Origin of the sequence: Microcoleus sp. LAD1_D5, assembly GCF_036702115.1 — a bacterium.
Taxonomy (GTDB): Bacteria; Cyanobacteriota; Cyanobacteriia; order Cyanobacteriales; family Microcoleaceae; genus Microcoleus.
The window spans coordinates 1-15648 of record NZ_JAUBSA010000101.1 but is presented as its reverse complement, the minus strand read 5'-3'; the positions used below and the strand labels follow the sequence as shown (position 1 = coordinate 15648).

The following is a 15648-nucleotide window of genomic DNA, read 5'->3' as shown; positions in this document are numbered from 1 at the left end:
GCACCGGCGGCTATTTTTTCCCAAGCATCTTCGGCGGTGAAAATGCCGCCAACTCCAATTATGGGCAATTCGCCTTTTGTATATTGCCAGATAAATCGGATTACTTCTGTCGATCGCTCCCGCACTGGAAGCCCGCTAATTCCCCCGGCTTCTTCGGCGATTGGCTTGCCTGTTTCTCGCAATATTTGTGTTTTCAATCCGTCGCGGCGGATGGTGGTATTTGTGGCGATAATTCCTGCTAGTTGGTAGGTTTTTGCTAAGTCGAGGATTGATACGATCGCCTCTGGTTCCAAATCCGGCGCAATCTTGACTAAAATTGGCTTGGTTCCCTGATTTTCTTGTTGCAAAATTTCCAAAATTGTGCTAAGTCCAGCAGCATCTTGGAGCGATCGCAACCCAGGCGTATTCGGAGACGAAACGTTGACTACAAAATAGTCACCCCAATCTTTCAGCAGCTTAAAACTCTCCAAATAGTCGGCTGCTGCCTGCTCTAACGGTGTTACCTTAGATTTACCGAGATTGATGCCCAAGGGGAACCGAGACTGAGGCATCGGGCGCGAGGCATCGAATTTTGACTGTTTCTGTGCTGCCTGAAACCGGGCTGCCATTGCCGCGGCTCCTTGATTGTTAAATCCCATGCGGTTGAGGGCTGCACTGTCCTCCGTCAATCGAAACAAGCGAGGTTGGGGGTTTCCCGGCTGTGGTTGACAAGTGACAGTGCCGAGTTCGGCAAAGCCAAAGCCAAAATTTGCCCAAATGTCAGCAGCTACGCCGTTTTTATCAAATCCCGCAGCCAAGCCGACAGGATTTTTAAAGCTCAGTCCCCACAAAGATTGTTCGAGGCGAGAATCTTCGACTCCCAAAGATTTCTGCAATCGCCAGAGCATTTGGCTGGTTGCGGGGTTTGACTGGGATCGGGCTGCGAGTTCGAGAACTTGAAGAGTGCGGTTGTGCAGCCACTCAGCATCGGTTTTCAATACCGAAAACAACAGCGGGCGTACACTTGATTGATAAATATCCAATGATTTGTACTGGGGCAATTTACAAATTAGAAATGAGAAGGAAAGTAAAAATATTCACGAGCCGACAGCGAAGGCGAAGTTTCTGCTTCAACTTCGATCGACTTTATCCAATGTTTGAGATTGAAGGATAAGTGAGACGATTATATTATAAGTTGACTCTTTTGCATTTTATTTTTTTGAATTTTTAAGTGAGTAATTTTAAATTAGACAAAGGTGCGGGGAAGCTTGGAAATGGGGCAGCAGCAAAGACCAAAGGATTTAGACGAACAAATCGCGACCCTAGAGCGCGTTCTCCAGACTCTCCGAGAAGAGGAGAATGTGGAAGTGCTACTTTCGACAACACTCGATTACTTGCAAGCGGAATTTGACTGGCGGTTGATTTGGATCGGGTTGTACGATCGACAGGCCCACAGATTGTTCGGCAAAGGTGGCATGACTCCTAACGGCGACCAGTCTTTTCTCAAACAGCGGTTTGCCCTCAGCCCGGGGGATTTGCTGGAACAAGTGGTGATTCAGCTCCGCCCGGTGGGAGTTCCGGATTTGCGATCGGAAAACAGAGCCGGAGAATGGCGCAAAGCAGCTCAAACTTTCAATATTCAAGGCACGACTCTGTTTCCGCTGCGCTACAAAGACCGCTGCTACGGCGTGATTTTGCTCGGCACCCAGGTGTGGGGAGCGTCGCCCAAGTCGGGGGAAAAAACGCAGTTGGCGATCGTATTTGGAGCGCTGGCAACTGCTCTTTACCAAATAGAAAAAGACTGGCAGCGACAACAAGTTAAACACCCAGACGAGTCTCTTTTAGCGCTGCTTTCGCAGTTGGGGGAATTGCGATCGCTCGACCAATACTTGCAAGCGGTTGTCGAACAAACTCATGAGTTTATCGAGCCGACGCGCACCAATGTTTATTGGTTCGAGCGAGAGCGACGCTATTTTTGGCGCCGAGTCAGCAACCGCGAAGTTACTCCGGGTTTGGGCGGGCCGAGCCGAGCGGCTTCGGGCATCACCGTCCAAGACTTGGGCGAATTTTATCAGGCTTTGGGCAGGGAAGAAATGGTTTGGATCGGTGAATCTCAAAGTTCTCTGAAAACTGAGCTGACGGGGCGGTTGATGCAGCAAATCCGCGCTCGCTCTCTGTTGGCTGCGCCGATTGTTTCCGAAGGGGAATTGTTGGGATTTTTGGCAGTCGAAGCCAGCGAACCCCGGATTTGGCAAGACAATGAAAAGCATTACCTGCAGGGAGTGGCGCAGTTAGTGGCTCTGACGGCTCCTGTGTCGGAGATGGAGGAGAAAATTCAGCAAACTGAGATCGATCGAGATTTAACTGCCGGAATAGCTCGCGCCATCTACAGCGATGCTGACTGGGAGGCGACTTTGAAAAATACCGCTGAGCAGTTGTGCGGGCGGCTCAAATGCGAATACTTTTTGCTGCTGCTGTACGGCGAAGAACAAAATCGCTTTGAGATTGTCTGCCAAAATTTGCCCCGCAACCGCAGGCCAGTGCCGTCGCCACTCAACGCCCTCGATGTGGCTGACGTGGGGCTGTTGCAAGAAAGTGCACCTCTGGCTATTGAAAATTGGGAGGAAGACGGGCGGTTGGGTGCTTGGCGGGAAGTGCTGGCGGAGGCGGGGGTGCGATCGCTTTTGGCATCGACCACTCGGAGGAAAAATCAAGAGGGAGAAAACCCCAATCTCAAATCGAAAATCGCCAATCGAAAATCGATCGAGGGTTTGCTGGTTGTCGGACACAATGCAACTCGCACTTGGAAGCGATCAGAGCAAGAATTAGTTCGGCTAGTGGGCCAACAGCTAGGATTGATCCTGCACTCCTGGCAGCAGAGTGCGGAAATCGAAAAATATCAGCAATTTGAGCGCTCGCTCAAATCGGGTTTGGCGGTTTTGCAGCATTCTGAGGAGGAGCAATCTGAGCAACCAATATCTGCTGCTTCACCGACGATGTTCCCAGAGTTGCCGCTACAAAAGCTCGATCGTAACTTTGCTCAACACGTTTCCCAAACACTTTCCTGTCCTTTAGTAGCCGTAATTACTTGGAATCCGGGTCAGGAGGAAGGTTCAATTGCGACGGCGCTAGCTGCCAATCCCGTATTTGCCCTCAATCCCGATGCCGTGATTCCTGTCCAAACAGATGCTTTGATCCAACAAACCCTGGCAGAAGCGGGCGTACTGCAACAGAGCACGAGCCAACTGCCACTGGGGACGAAGCGGTGGCTCCGCAGTCCGGGAATTGGCGAGATTCTGACGGTGGCGCTGCGGACGGCCCCAGAACACGCTCCGGCGGGCATTGTGGTGGCTGCGGACGCTCCGGGCCGCCAGTGGTCGGAGTTGTCGGTGAGTTTACTCAGCTCGATGGCGTCTCAGTTGGCTTGGTGGCGCAGGTATTTGGCGGTACAATCGGCAGCCGAGTCGCAGCGATTGGATCTGGAGTTGCTCAACTGGTACAAACAGCGCCGTTTTGAGGAGTTTTACCGCACTGTGGGAGCGGGGGTGAAGGAGTTGGGGGAGTTGAGTCAGTCGATTTTGCAGTCGGCGAAGGAGCAAAAAGATGCTCTGAAAATTTTGCGCTACCAACAGGTTTTGCGGCAAATGGGCAATGCTTTGGGGTCAACTCATTTGCTGCTGAAACAGGAACATTGGCGGCTGCAATTCGGACAAGATGCAGTGCCTGTGAGCGCTTGGCTGAGGCGATCGATCGATCGAACGGCCTCCCTGGTAAAACAGTCGCAAGTCTTGCTGGAGGTGCACAGAGAAACTGCTGTGTCGATGCGGGCCGGCCAGACTTTGAGCGTTCGCGGCGACAGCATCAAGCTGGATTTGATCCTGTGCGAATTGCTCGCGGCTGCTTGCAGGCGCTCTGGAGTTGGTGACAAGATTGAGATTCGCTCTCAGTTGTTGGGGGAAGGTTTGCTAGAATTGTCTGTGATCGATAGCGGCGCGTGCGATCGACAGTTAATTGCTGCCTTCAACGGCGGTTCCGGGCCGGACATATTAGCCGTTTCTAGTTCCAATAGGTCGATCGTCCAAACTCTCTTAATTTGTCAGCGAGCAATACGCTTAATGGGGGGAAACTTTTCTTTAGAAATGTTAGAAAACAATTTAATTGTGGCTCGTTTAGTGCTGCCCCTAGCCAATTCTTAATATTGTAAAATATTGTAAAAGCTCCAAGCTGCGCTCGATGATTGCAGGGGCGGGTTTCACCAACAATCTCGGCCTAAGACCAATAATCTCATCAACCCGCCCCCACCCAAAGGTAAATCGTCATCAACCTCTTTCTGGTTTAGCTACGATCTATATTGTTACTGATATCTTGCACCATTCTTAGAAACTAACGGCCACCAGCGGCCCGTTCCACAATACATCAATTTTATTATTGTGGATCGGGCATCTTGTCCGCCCCTGAAAGACTTTCAGAATTCGGGAAAAACCTTTGAGTAATCCAAGCAGTTACAATATGAGAAAGCAATCCCATCGGCCCAGCAAAAAAACACAAAGCCAAAGAATGAACCGTCCAAACTCCTGTCCGCTGCCCTTCCAAATAAATCCAGCGCCCGACAAACAAGTCCATCACTAAAAAATGTATCCATCCCGTAGCCGCCGCTGTTTCTTCCCCCAGAAACTTAGCAATATCTGCTAACTTAGGATTCGACAAAGCAGCCGCATTTTCCGCAGTCAGACTGCTACCAAACAAATATATGTACAAAACGGCTAGCACTGCAAACGGAATAAAGGAATTCATCACTTTTCGGGTAATTCCCCAGTTGGGTAATAAAATCATAATTGCCCAGAAAGGCACAACGAACAGATTACTGGCATTAAAAATTAGTTCTGGTGTCATAGTTGGCTCTTGGCTCCTGCGAATGCAATTCAATTAAGGATGTTAAGATTACTTTACACAATTTTTGCTGAAATTTCCCAAAACCCGAAAAAAATCTCATTCACAAATGAAATAGAATTGCTATACTTATCTAAAATTTCAAATCTCCCATCTAAAATCGATTAAGGCAGCACAGCCCATGACAACTTATAATAACTTTCCAGATTGGTGCAAGCACAAAGAAAATCTCTCGCCCGACGCTAAACATACGGTAGAAATACTGTTGCAAGTATCAGATTCTTCCGAGTGCGATCGAGCCAATGAACTGCTTTATAATACAACAGAACTTAACCTCAAAAATCTTCAAATTACCGATATCAGTCCCCTCTCATCTTTCACTCAACTTACTAATCTCATCCTCGGCAGTAATCAAATATCTGACCTCGCTCCCCTGCAATCTTTAACCAATCTGAAAACTCTGATTATGGATGTTAATCAAATATCAGATATCAGCGGGCTTTCATCTCTAATAAATCTGACTCGACTCGTTCTCGATACCAATCAAATCTCAGACATCAGTCCCATAGCAGGTCTAACTAATCTTACCGCACTTGTCTTGTTTGACAACAAAATTTCCGACATTACTCCGTTGCAAGCTTTAACGAACTTAAATGCGCTGATCCTCTACAACAATCAAATTTCAGATATCGCTCCTCTGGAAAACTTAACTGAACTCCAGACACTCTACCTTTACAATAATACAATATCGGATCTCACCCCGCTTAGTTCTTTAAAAAATCTCACTACGCTGTTTCTCTTCGGAAATAAAATATCTGACCTTACTCCCCTGGCATCGCTAACTAACTTAAATAAATTGGTTTTATTCCAAAATGAAATCTCAGATATTAGTCCTTTGACATCGCTCACTAATTTAATTGAACTCAACCTCGGTAACAATCAAATATCAGACATCAGTCCGCTGAAATCGTTAACTAATTTGACTGAACTTTATCTGTTCAACAATCCGATTTCCGATACCAGTGCGCTACAAGCTTTAAATAATTTATTTTTACTAGACTTGTACAACAATCAAATCTCGGATATCAGTTCCCTGCAATCTATGCAAAAGTTAACTAGCTTGGACTTGCGCGGGAACCCCATTGTTAATAAAATTTGCCCTGTCAATCCTGAATCTATATGTCGGTTTTAATTCTTAAGGTCGAGGCAAGATGACGGTTTATAGAGTATAATGTTGAACGTCAATATCAGGAGAAAGTGATGAGTGGACACGATGCTTTGATGTTAGGATTGCTGCTGTTGCCCGGTTTGGCTTTGTCGATCGCAATTCTGGGCGCTTTTGCCGCTGGTGGATAATCAGTCTTTAGCACTCATCAGCGCTCCAGCAAGCAGTTTAGTGGTTCCCAGAGGGCGGGTTTATCTATTTGTTGAGTTGCCGGAAATATCTTGGGCAAAACCCGCCCGCTTCCTCTACCAATTTACAAAAATTGTGCTGTCACATCGGAATTTACCAAAGTATTCGCGCACAAAATACCCGATGCTGCGACGGCGGGGACGCCAATTCCCGGCATGGTGCTGTCTCCCACGCGATACAAGCCTTTGACTGGTGTTTGCGGCCCGGGAAATGTGCCTTTTCCGGCGGCAATTGCAGGCCCGTAAGTTCCTTGATATCGGCGCAAAAATCGGGCGTGGGTTAGGGGTGTGCCGATCGACTCTAAGACTATCCGCGATCGCAAATCCGGTATAATTTTTTCTAAAGCTTGAAACAGAGATTGCGATCGCTCTTGCTTTTTCTGCGGATACAATTCGCCATATTCCCAACCTTCGTAAGGTTCCAATGTATAAGCGTGAATGGCGTGATGTCCGGGCGGCGCGAGAGTTGCATCCCACACTGTAGGAATCGAAATCATGCAAGTATTTCCGGGTACTGTAATGTCAATCTTGCTATCGTGAACCACGACGTGGTGGCCGGTCAAACCTTCGAGTCCTTCGGCTTTAATTCCTAAATGCAGGTGCATGAAACTGTCTACTGCTGGCATCGACACAGCGTTTTTTCGGTAGCTTTCCGGCAAATCTCCTGGTCGCAGTAATTTTGTATAAGTATCCCAGATTGTGGCATTTGAAATGACAATTGGGGCGCGGATAATTTCGCCATTTAGCAAGCGAACGCCGGTGGTTTTGCCGGATTCAACTAAAATTTGCTCCACGGGAGATCCCAGGCGCAATTTTCCTCCCCAGCGCTGCAAACCTCTCACTAAAACATCGACGATCGCACCGCTGCCACCTACAGGATATTCGATCGCACAGCGCGATCGTTCGCCAATCATAAAAGCTATTTCCGGCGCGACAGTTCCGTGCGCTTTCAAACCCGACAGCAAAAAGCACTCCAAATCAATCAAACGCCGCACCCAAGGGTCGCGCACATCCCGATCCATCAAGGAACCTGCTGAACCCGCGATCGCACCTACTAGCGGCAACAGCTTCAGCAAAGCAGGGGAGTACCGAGACAGCAAAACAGGTATTAACTGCCAGTCGGATCTCAGCGCTAAAGCCGGAATTCCACGCAAAGCTTCATACAAAACTAATAAGTTTTGTTGAAATTGCTGTAATTCTACAGCACCTTGCGGTGCGAATTTAGCTACAGCATCTAAGTAACTTCTCGCATCAGCATAAATCGGTAAACTTCCCTCTGGAAAATGGTAATGCCCCAGCGGATCGTAAGAAATTGCTGCGATCGATTCCTCTAAAACATCAAAAACTTGCCGCAAAGGATTAAACGACTGCGGGTCAGTCAAACCGCAATAAAAAGAAGGCCCCGAGTCAAAGTGAAATCCCCGGCGCCAAAAGCTGTGAGCTGCCCCGCCCGCTATGGTGTGGCTCTCGCATACGAGAACCCGCTCGCCGTAGCGAGCTAGCATCGAGCCGGCGACTAAGCCGCCAATACCGCTGCCAATTACGATCGCATCAAAGTCTTGCATTTATCAAATGTGGTATAATTGTATTATTTCTTGCTGAGTGTTGACAGGGTATTTTTATGGGAGGAAAACTATGAAAGCTTTATCTATTTTAGATGAAGTTGTTCGCGAATTAGAACAAGACGTGAATCTCTCGCGTATTAAAAAAATAATATTTTTTGCTTGTAAAGAGTTCTGGGAAAACGATCCGGCCCAACTCGCCAGCGCAGATCTAAGGATTTTAATTGAAGAACTGTGCGCCAAGTACAGCAGGTTAGAAGATATTGAAGCAGTTTTAAATAGTATAGTCTCTAAGGTTAATAAAAAAACCGAGTATGCTTTAGTAGCAGACCTCATAGTCTGTCAACTTAGCCGGCTGTATGAATTTGAAGATTTCACCAAATTAGAAATAAACATATCTAGTTTTGGCGGTCCGGAAGCTCCCGCATTTGAAGAGCACTTTAGTTCGGAAGTACCCAGCAGCGAAGAAAGTGCAAGAAACCCCGGCAAATTATTTGATGTCCGACAAAAAATTTTGCAGCAAACAAATCCGCTGAGGGCGAAAATCCTAATTTTCTCAACTCTTTATCACCAGTTTACTTTTAGCGATCGCGACTGGCTACTGCTGAAAACTCAAGAGCTTGACAATCTACTACGACAACTGTTTAATGTCTGTGGCAGCCTAGCCGAACTCGAATCTCGATTGTATACAACTGCTAGCAATCTTGACAACAGAGATGAAAACGACCAAGCTGCGAGCGTAATCATCAAAGCGATGAATCCTTGTTACGCAAAAATGCAGCAGGAAGAACCGGATGAAGCCGAATCTTCGGCTAGCGAAGATTACGATCAGACACATTTAAACAACAGTGTTTATCAAGAGAGCGAGCTGGTGGACAGGCGCAGCGATTATTTTGATCCAGGCGAGATTACTCACATCCTTCAAGCTGCTCCATCTCACTATCATTATGACCCCCAAAAGAGTTACTTAGTGCCAGACACGGCAGAAAATGTACAGTTTAAAGAACCCGAAAGCAGCAATAATTATGCTACCGATTTCAGACAGGAAATGGTAGAAACATTCCCTGTTGCAGAAATGCCGACTATTATCGAAATTTTAGAACCGGCGGCTCCTGTTATTATAAATATTAGCGATTCCATCAAACGCAAGTTGGAATTGGAAGAAGAAATGACAGAATTAGTCAGTCAAAGTGCTAACTCCGCAACGGCGCAAATAGAAAATATATTCACCCAGTTAGAAGCTGCTTTGAACGGAAAATTTTCTACGGGAAGTCCAGAGGAGCGTTTGTACTGGAAATATAAAAATCTCAGAGAGTATGTAGGAAAAGTTCAAAAATTTACAGATAAACTGCTGGAAATTTTGATCGAATTGGAGTCGAAAGAAAGCGGTAAATATCCTTCTGAAATCACAGGAAACCTGACCGACGATATTTCAGAAATACCGCAGGATCACTCTAGCCATAAAGCAAATCAGTATCAGCTTCTGGAAATGGCAAAACAAGGCAAACCAAAGGCGATCGCCCAATTGATTAATCAATTGCTACAGCCTAAGGGAATTGCTGCTACAGCGGGATTTAAAGACGGTTGGCTCCATGTGATTCTAGAGTCTGCTGAAGTACCAAACCAACAGGCTACAGCTACATACATCCACAAAAAACTGTGTACTTTAAAATCACAATATCTTACTCATGTGAAAATTCACGGGCGACAGTTAGGCAGCAAAACAGTTTTTTGGACTCAAGAATTTGTCAATCAAACTCATTAAATGCTCGACTCAAGCCTGGGGCAACACAAACTAAGTCCGCTTGCGTCAACTGAAATTCAAGAAATTTCATCAAGTTTCTCAGACTCAAGTCTGGGGCTACAAAAACTAAGTCCGCCTGCGCGAACAGAAACTTAAGCCGTCTAGAAATAGCAGATTGTACCTAATTAACAACAAAAACAAATATGAATGCCAGCGAAATTTTAAGGCGATATACATCAGGAGAACTAGATTTTCAAGGTATGAATCTCCGAGGGGTATACCTGAGCGGTGCCGATTTAATTGGCGTCAATTTAAGTAGTGCTGACCTCTGGGGTGCAAACTTAGCGATGTCGTACCTGAGCAGAATTAACCTTCAGCGCGCTAATTTAACTAATGCAAAGTTGTGCGGTGCTAACTTAAATCAAGCCAACTTGAGCGGAGCAAATTTGTCCGATGCAGACTTCCACGGAGCGACTTTGCAAGGTGCAGACTTTCGCAAAGCCAACATCTCTTTGGCAGTTTTTATTGATGCAAATTTGAGCGATGCAGATATGCGAGGTGTAAATTTGCAAGGTGCAGATTTGCGCGGTGCGTGCTTGCGGGGTGCAAATTTGCGGAAGGAGTTGCGGCTTTTTGAGGGTGCAAATTTGCGGGGTGCAAATTTGCAAGGTGCAGATTTGCGGGGCGTCAATTTGCAAGGTGCAGATTTGACTAAAGCTAATCTCAGTCACGCTAATTTGACTGAAGCATTTCTGGGAGAAGCAAATCTGACTCAGGCAAATTTGAGCGAAGCTATTTTAGATGGCATATTTTTGACTGAAGCAACTTTGGTAGAAACAAATTTTTCCTGGGCTGTAATGGCTAATGCTAAGTTGGAAAGAGCTGTGTTACTTGATGCTGAATTGGCGGGCGCTAATTTGCGCGGTGCATTTATGACTGATGTAAAATTGAGCAATGCTAATTTAATCATGGCTGACTTGAGTCGAGCTAATTTGGTGCGGGCTGATTTGAGTCGAGCTAATTTAAATCAGGCAAACTTGAGTGAAGCTGATATGACTGATGCTTACCTGGCTAGAACAGATTTGCGGGAGGCAAATTTGCACCGCACAACTTTGATTAGGGCAGATTTGAGCACGGCTAATTTAGCGGGTGCTCAATTGCGCGGTACAATCATGCCGAATGGAGAAATGCACCTCTAATTACTTGTAGTAGCAATTTAAGGCTGTCGCCAAAAGAGTTAATCTTCGACCCTGTGATTTAACAATTATGAGTAAAAATGAGCTGGTAGGAGAGCCGTCATTAATTTAATAGTTAAGGCCATTTTGTAGCATTCACAACTGGAGGGTAATGCTGTGTTAGATACAGGAAAAATTTTACAAGAACGTTATCAATTGCAACAGCGTTTAGGACGCACAGCGGCCGGTCATCAAACTTGGCTAGCCGTGGATTTAGAGTCTCAAGAACAGGTGACGCTGAAAATGTTAGCTTTTAGCCCGGAAATGCACTGGGAAGAACTCAAGCTTTTTGAAAGAGAAGCACAAGTTTTGCAGGCGCTAAATCATCCCCGCATTCCTTGCTATCGAGATTATTTTTCCCTGGAACGGGAAGCCGGAGCAGGATTGCCTTGGTTTGGGTTAGTACAAGATTATATTCCGGGATTTTCTCTTCAGGAATTATTAGAAAAGGGTCAGCGTTTTTCAGAAAATAAAGTACGAAAAATTGCCACTGAAGTGCTAGAAATTTTAATTTATTTGCATGAATTAAGCCCCCCAGTTTTGCACCGAGATATTAAGCCGAGTAATTTAATTTTGGGGGAAGATCAGCACGTTTATTTAGTAGATTTTGGTGCGGTACAAGCTCAAGCGGCGGTGACAGGTGTAACGTTTACAGTGGTAGGAACGAGTGGTTATGCACCCTTAGAACAGTTTTGGGGGCGGGCGGTGGCGGCTTCGGATTTGTATGCTTTGGGAGCTACTTTAATTCATTTGTTAACGGGGATGACTCCTGCGGATTTGCCACAGAAAGATTCTCGGATTCAGTTTAGCGATCGCGTGAGTGTGAATCCCACTTTGGTAAGCTGGATTGAGAAGATGACGGAAATCGCCTTAGAAAAGCGTTTCAGCAAGGCTAGAGAGGCTTTAGCAGCTTTGAAATCGGGAAAAATACAAGGGGCTAATCTTCAAATTCCGACTGTTTGGAAAATTGCTAAACCACCTCACAGTCGCATTCAAGTTAGCAAATCAGCAACGGAGTTAAACATTAAAATTCCGTCTACTTTAGCCAGAAAGCCTTTTTTAGGTGCTTTTATAGGAATATTAACTATACTGCTATCTTGGCCGATAGTCTTAGCATATTTGCAAGTAAATGTCAGTATGGGATTAGGATTTTTTCCGCTTGTAGCAAGTATGTTACTTAAGATTTTGGGCAATGGTACTAAAATTACATTTAACCGGAACTACTTTAAACTGGAACATCAGATATTTGGTTGGAGTTATTTAGGACAAAGGGGGGAAGTTTCTGAGATTTTAGGTGCTTTTCTATACAATACTTATCAGGGAAATGAAATCAGGATTCGTTCAGGTAACGAGAGGGGAACTTACTTTTATACTTTAGCAACAAATTTGAAAGAGGTTGAGGCGGCTTGGTTAGCGCAAGAAATTCAAGATTGGTTAAATTTAAGATAAATTTTTGTAGGGCGAAGCCTTGGTGATTAATTTTTTTGTATAATAGACATCTCGCAACTAAAAATGGGTGACGCACTCACTTATAGGGGGTCTAAAATACAACATATTCCAGGTTCATTAAGTACAGTAGCAACAGCTTGTAAACCAGACTGCTCGATCAAAAAAATGATCCTACTTTAAAATCGTTATGCCAAGGCTTTCAAAAAAAGACCCCAATCAAAGTCAGTATATCTTAATTACTCGATCGCCCAAAAAACATTGAATTTTAATTCAAATTTATCCCTTCACAGGCAAAACGATCGCAAACTCAGTGCCAACTCCAGGCTCCCCATTCACCTCGATGCTTCCGCCATGTTTCTCTACCGCAATCTGGTGGACAATTGCCAACCCCAATCCAGTTCCTTTCCCGACACCTTTCGTCGTGAACAAATGGTCGAATATCTGCTGTTTAACCTCCTCTTTGATGCCGATGCCGTTATCACCAATGTTAATTTTAATGTACCCTTCGCCGACTATATCCGTGCAAATGGTGATGCGGTTGGGATTGGCGGTAATTTCGCTAAAAGTGCGTCCTATATTTGACTCTTCTAAGGCATCGATCGCATTGGCAAGCAGGTTCATGAAAACTTGATTCAATTGACCGGGAAAACATTCGATTTTAGGGAGATTGCCGTATTTAGTTATCACTTCGATCTGCGGGCGGTGTTCGTTTGCTTTGAGACGGTGTTTCAAAATTAAAATAGCGCTATCAATGCCTTCGTGAATATTAAAAGGAACTTTGTAGTCTTTGTCGCCTCTGGAGAAGGTACGCAAACTGTTGCTGATGCTGCAAATGCGTTCGCACCCGAGTTGCATTGAATCAATCATCTTCGGTAAATCTTCCAAAAGATAATCGAGGTCTATCTCTTCGGCGTGGTCGGCTATTTCCGATGGCGATGCAGCGGAGCGATACAATTCTAAGTGTTCGATCACATCTTCCAAACTTCTTTTACCTTCGCTTAAATTGCCAGAAATAAACCCAATCGGATTGTTAATTTCGTGGGCGACTCCGGCGACTAAATTACCCAATGCCGACATTTTCTCGCTTTGCACGATTTGCAGTTGTGCTTGTTGTAAATTTTTTAAAGTTCGTTCTAGCTGTTGATTTTTCTCTTGCAAAAGTTCGGCTGCTCGCTTGCGCTCGGTGGCATCAACACCCAAACCAATAATCCCTATTGTCTCGCCATGGGAATTTTTTAACTGCACTTTTGTGATTTCTAAATCGTGTAGTTTGCCGTCAACAAATCTGATAATTTCGCTGGAGTAATGTGGCCAATCTTGGGCAAGGCAGGCTGCATCTGAAACCAAACAGCCCGCTGCATTCTCCCCCAGTAGATCTTTATAATGATCGACAGCTAGGAAATCGTTCAGAGGCACGCCCACATCTTGAGAAAAGGTCTTGTTCAAAAACTGTACTTTACCACTGGGATCAACCATCCAAATCCAAATCGGAGCGACATCAAGAATCGCTTGGAGCATTTGTTTCTGATCGGCAAGCTGAGCTTCGGTTCGGCTAATTTTTATTAGCGATCGCTCTAATTGCTGGTTGTAATCTTGATATTTTTTATAGAGCAGAGCATTTTGCAAACAGATGGCTGCCTGGGAACACAGGAGATTGAGAAGTTGCAGGCGATCGCGGGTAAAAACTTTTGCGGTTAAGCGATTTTCCAGATACAAAATGCCGACTAAGTTGCCTCGATCGAGAATCGGCCAACACAACAGGCTCTGCGGTTGGTATTTGAGGAGGTAGGAGTCGGAATCCCACTCACGTTGTTGAGCAAGATCCCGAACAATCACAGGTTTCAATAAATTTTTAACGCAGTCAACAATTTTGAGGGGCAAGATATCGCTATTTTCATCGAGTGTTGCGGATGATAAGTCGATCGCCCACTCGACTCCCGAATTGTTGATCGTGCTGGTAGCCGCGATTTCCCATTGATTGCCGTTTGGCAAAATCAGCGCTCCTTTGTCAGCTCCTGTATTTTTCATCGCCAGTTGCATCACTTTGGCAATCAGTCGATCGAGTTCTCTTTCACTAGAGAGCGCTTGACAAGCTTTTAGCAGTGTTGAAAAATTCCCGAAATCTGAGACGCTTGCCGAAACAGAGGGAGGAATGGATGGATGAATGGATGAATTTTGCCCCGCAGGTGTTGGAAAATTTGCTAATGGATTTGCAGGGAGTTTTGCGGGTTCTAAAATCGCTTTTAATAATTGAGGATAACGTTTTTCTAAGTCGTCAATTTTGGCTCTATCTCCCCAGCGGACATAGCAATCATAGGCATCTATCATGTAGAGTCGGGCAATTTTTTCCCTTCCCAATGACAGGTAAAACTTAGCAGCGAGTTCGCAGGCAAGAGCTTCTTCATTGACATATTCGTTAGCTTTAGCTCCGGTAATAGCTCGATCATAAAGTTCCATTGCTTCTGCTGTCTGTCCCAAAACGCCAAGCAATTCTGCCTCAACTAGATCGAACTTGTGTTGGAAATTAATCGGCGTATGGTGCGCGAATTCTTTGAGTTTTTCCTGACTAGCCCCAACGCGCTTAAGGATTTGTTGGCGCTCCGCCGGTGCGGCATCTGCATAGATTGCCAAATGTGCCAGTGCATCATAAAAGTCGTGCATCATCGTTACTAGCATCAAAACACAATTCCCAAGATAAGGTTTGCCTCCATTTCGCCTGTCGGTTGGCTGCGGATTACGGCTCGAATATATCCCGAATCCGTGGCCTCTTTTTGCTAAAATTTATACACATCCATCTAGCAGGTAACAGGTAAAATCAATTGAAAGATTGGAAGGTGTAATGTATTTGTAAATAATCGGTCTGCGTTCAAGTTCGTCGAGGATGTCTGTTCGGTTGAGGACTATTTCTACCTATGCAATTAACGGTCGCTAATGCAACCTTTTGGGATTGTGGCAGCACCGCCTCCCGCAATTCCTCCGCCACAATGACGTAGGTTTGAGAATTTTAGCGGCGGGTTGTCGCTCTTTCTCGCGCAGGAACCGATAGATAGCCGATCGAGAATCTGTGTACGATTGCGCGATTGCGCGATCGAGCGATACCCCGGTATTACCGTAATCAAATCTACTGCATTTATTATTGTGTCCATATCGGCTGACCTCAACCCAGACATTAACTTGATAAAACTTAGTCTATCTATCTTAGGGCATAAACAGCATAATTTTCGAGCTGTCTATCAAAAAATCCAATTATCTGTTAAAGAACAACATTTTATACTTTGGCGATCGCGATTAAAGCTTTTTACTTAGGGCTTGCTGAAAAAGTGAGAAAACAGCATTTAGAAAGATGAGTGAATTCGAGTTCTCCTCGGCAATATAA

Annotated in this window: 10 protein-coding genes; 5 read left to right on the top strand and 5 right to left on the bottom strand. The window is 45.3% G+C overall.

The features are described 5' to 3' along the window. Window positions 1-1022, bottom strand: a 1022-nt coding sequence (locus tag QUA70_RS25950) for a quinone-dependent dihydroorotate dehydrogenase (RefSeq protein WP_333350714.1), incomplete at its 3' end; no start/stop codon positions are given. 231 nt (window positions 1023-1253) lie between these two features. On the opposite strand from QUA70_RS25950, the gene QUA70_RS25945 reads away from it, so the two are divergent. Beyond that, entirely contained in the window at window positions 1254-4175 is a 2922-nt protein-coding gene (locus tag QUA70_RS25945; RefSeq protein WP_333330218.1) for a GAF domain-containing protein, read from the top strand. Between the two features lie 229 nt (window positions 4176-4404). Here the strand turns inward: QUA70_RS25945 and QUA70_RS25940 are convergent, their stop codons facing one another. Next, the gene (locus QUA70_RS25940; RefSeq protein ID WP_333330215.1) at window positions 4405-4872 is read right to left on the bottom strand and encodes an ABA4-like family protein; all 468 of its coding nucleotides are present in this window, start codon (window positions 4870-4872) and stop codon (window positions 4405-4407) included. Between the two features lie 178 nt (window positions 4873-5050). On the opposite strand from QUA70_RS25940, the gene QUA70_RS25935 reads away from it, so the two are divergent. Then, window positions 5051-6061, top strand: coding sequence for a leucine-rich repeat domain-containing protein (locus QUA70_RS25935; RefSeq protein WP_333330213.1), 1011 nt, complete (start codon window positions 5051-5053; stop codon window positions 6059-6061). A gap of 286 nt (window positions 6062-6347) precedes the next feature. Here QUA70_RS25935 and QUA70_RS25930 read toward each other — a convergent pair whose 3' ends face one another. Then, window positions 6348-7847 (bottom strand): NAD(P)/FAD-dependent oxidoreductase, encoded by a 1500-nt coding sequence (locus tag QUA70_RS25930; RefSeq protein WP_333330210.1) that lies wholly within the window; start codon window positions 7845-7847, stop codon window positions 6348-6350. A 70-nt stretch (window positions 7848-7917) separates the two neighbouring features. Here QUA70_RS25930 and QUA70_RS25925 point away from each other — a divergent pair, with 70 nt between their 5' ends. The 3 genes from QUA70_RS25925 to QUA70_RS25915 all read left to right on the top strand — a co-directional run bounded on the left by QUA70_RS25925 (window position 7918) and on the right by QUA70_RS25915 (window position 12272). Beyond that, a complete protein-coding gene (locus QUA70_RS25925) occupies window positions 7918-9609 on the top strand; it encodes a hypothetical protein (RefSeq protein ID WP_333330207.1) in 1692 nt (563 codons plus the stop codon). 182 nt (window positions 9610-9791) lie between these two features. Then, complete coding sequence (locus QUA70_RS25920) at window positions 9792-10787, top strand: pentapeptide repeat-containing protein (protein ID WP_242722582.1); 996 nt, start codon at window positions 9792-9794, stop codon at window positions 10785-10787. Window positions 10788-10940: 153 nt separating this feature from the next. Beyond that, the gene (locus QUA70_RS25915; RefSeq protein ID WP_333330201.1) at window positions 10941-12272 is read left to right on the top strand and encodes a serine/threonine-protein kinase; all 1332 of its coding nucleotides are present in this window, start codon (window positions 10941-10943) and stop codon (window positions 12270-12272) included. A gap of 276 nt (window positions 12273-12548) precedes the next feature. On the opposite strand, the gene QUA70_RS25910 is transcribed toward QUA70_RS25915, so the two are convergent. Further along, window positions 12549-14948: an ATP-binding protein gene (locus tag QUA70_RS25910; RefSeq protein ID WP_333350718.1), complete on the bottom strand. Its 2400-nt coding sequence runs from the start codon at window positions 14946-14948 to the stop codon at window positions 12549-12551. A gap of 242 nt (window positions 14949-15190) precedes the next feature. Then, on the bottom strand, window positions 15191-15418 hold the full coding sequence (locus QUA70_RS25905) for a hypothetical protein (protein WP_333350716.1): 228 nt from the start codon (window positions 15416-15418) through the stop codon (window positions 15191-15193). Between the last annotated feature and the right edge of the window lie 230 nt (window positions 15419-15648).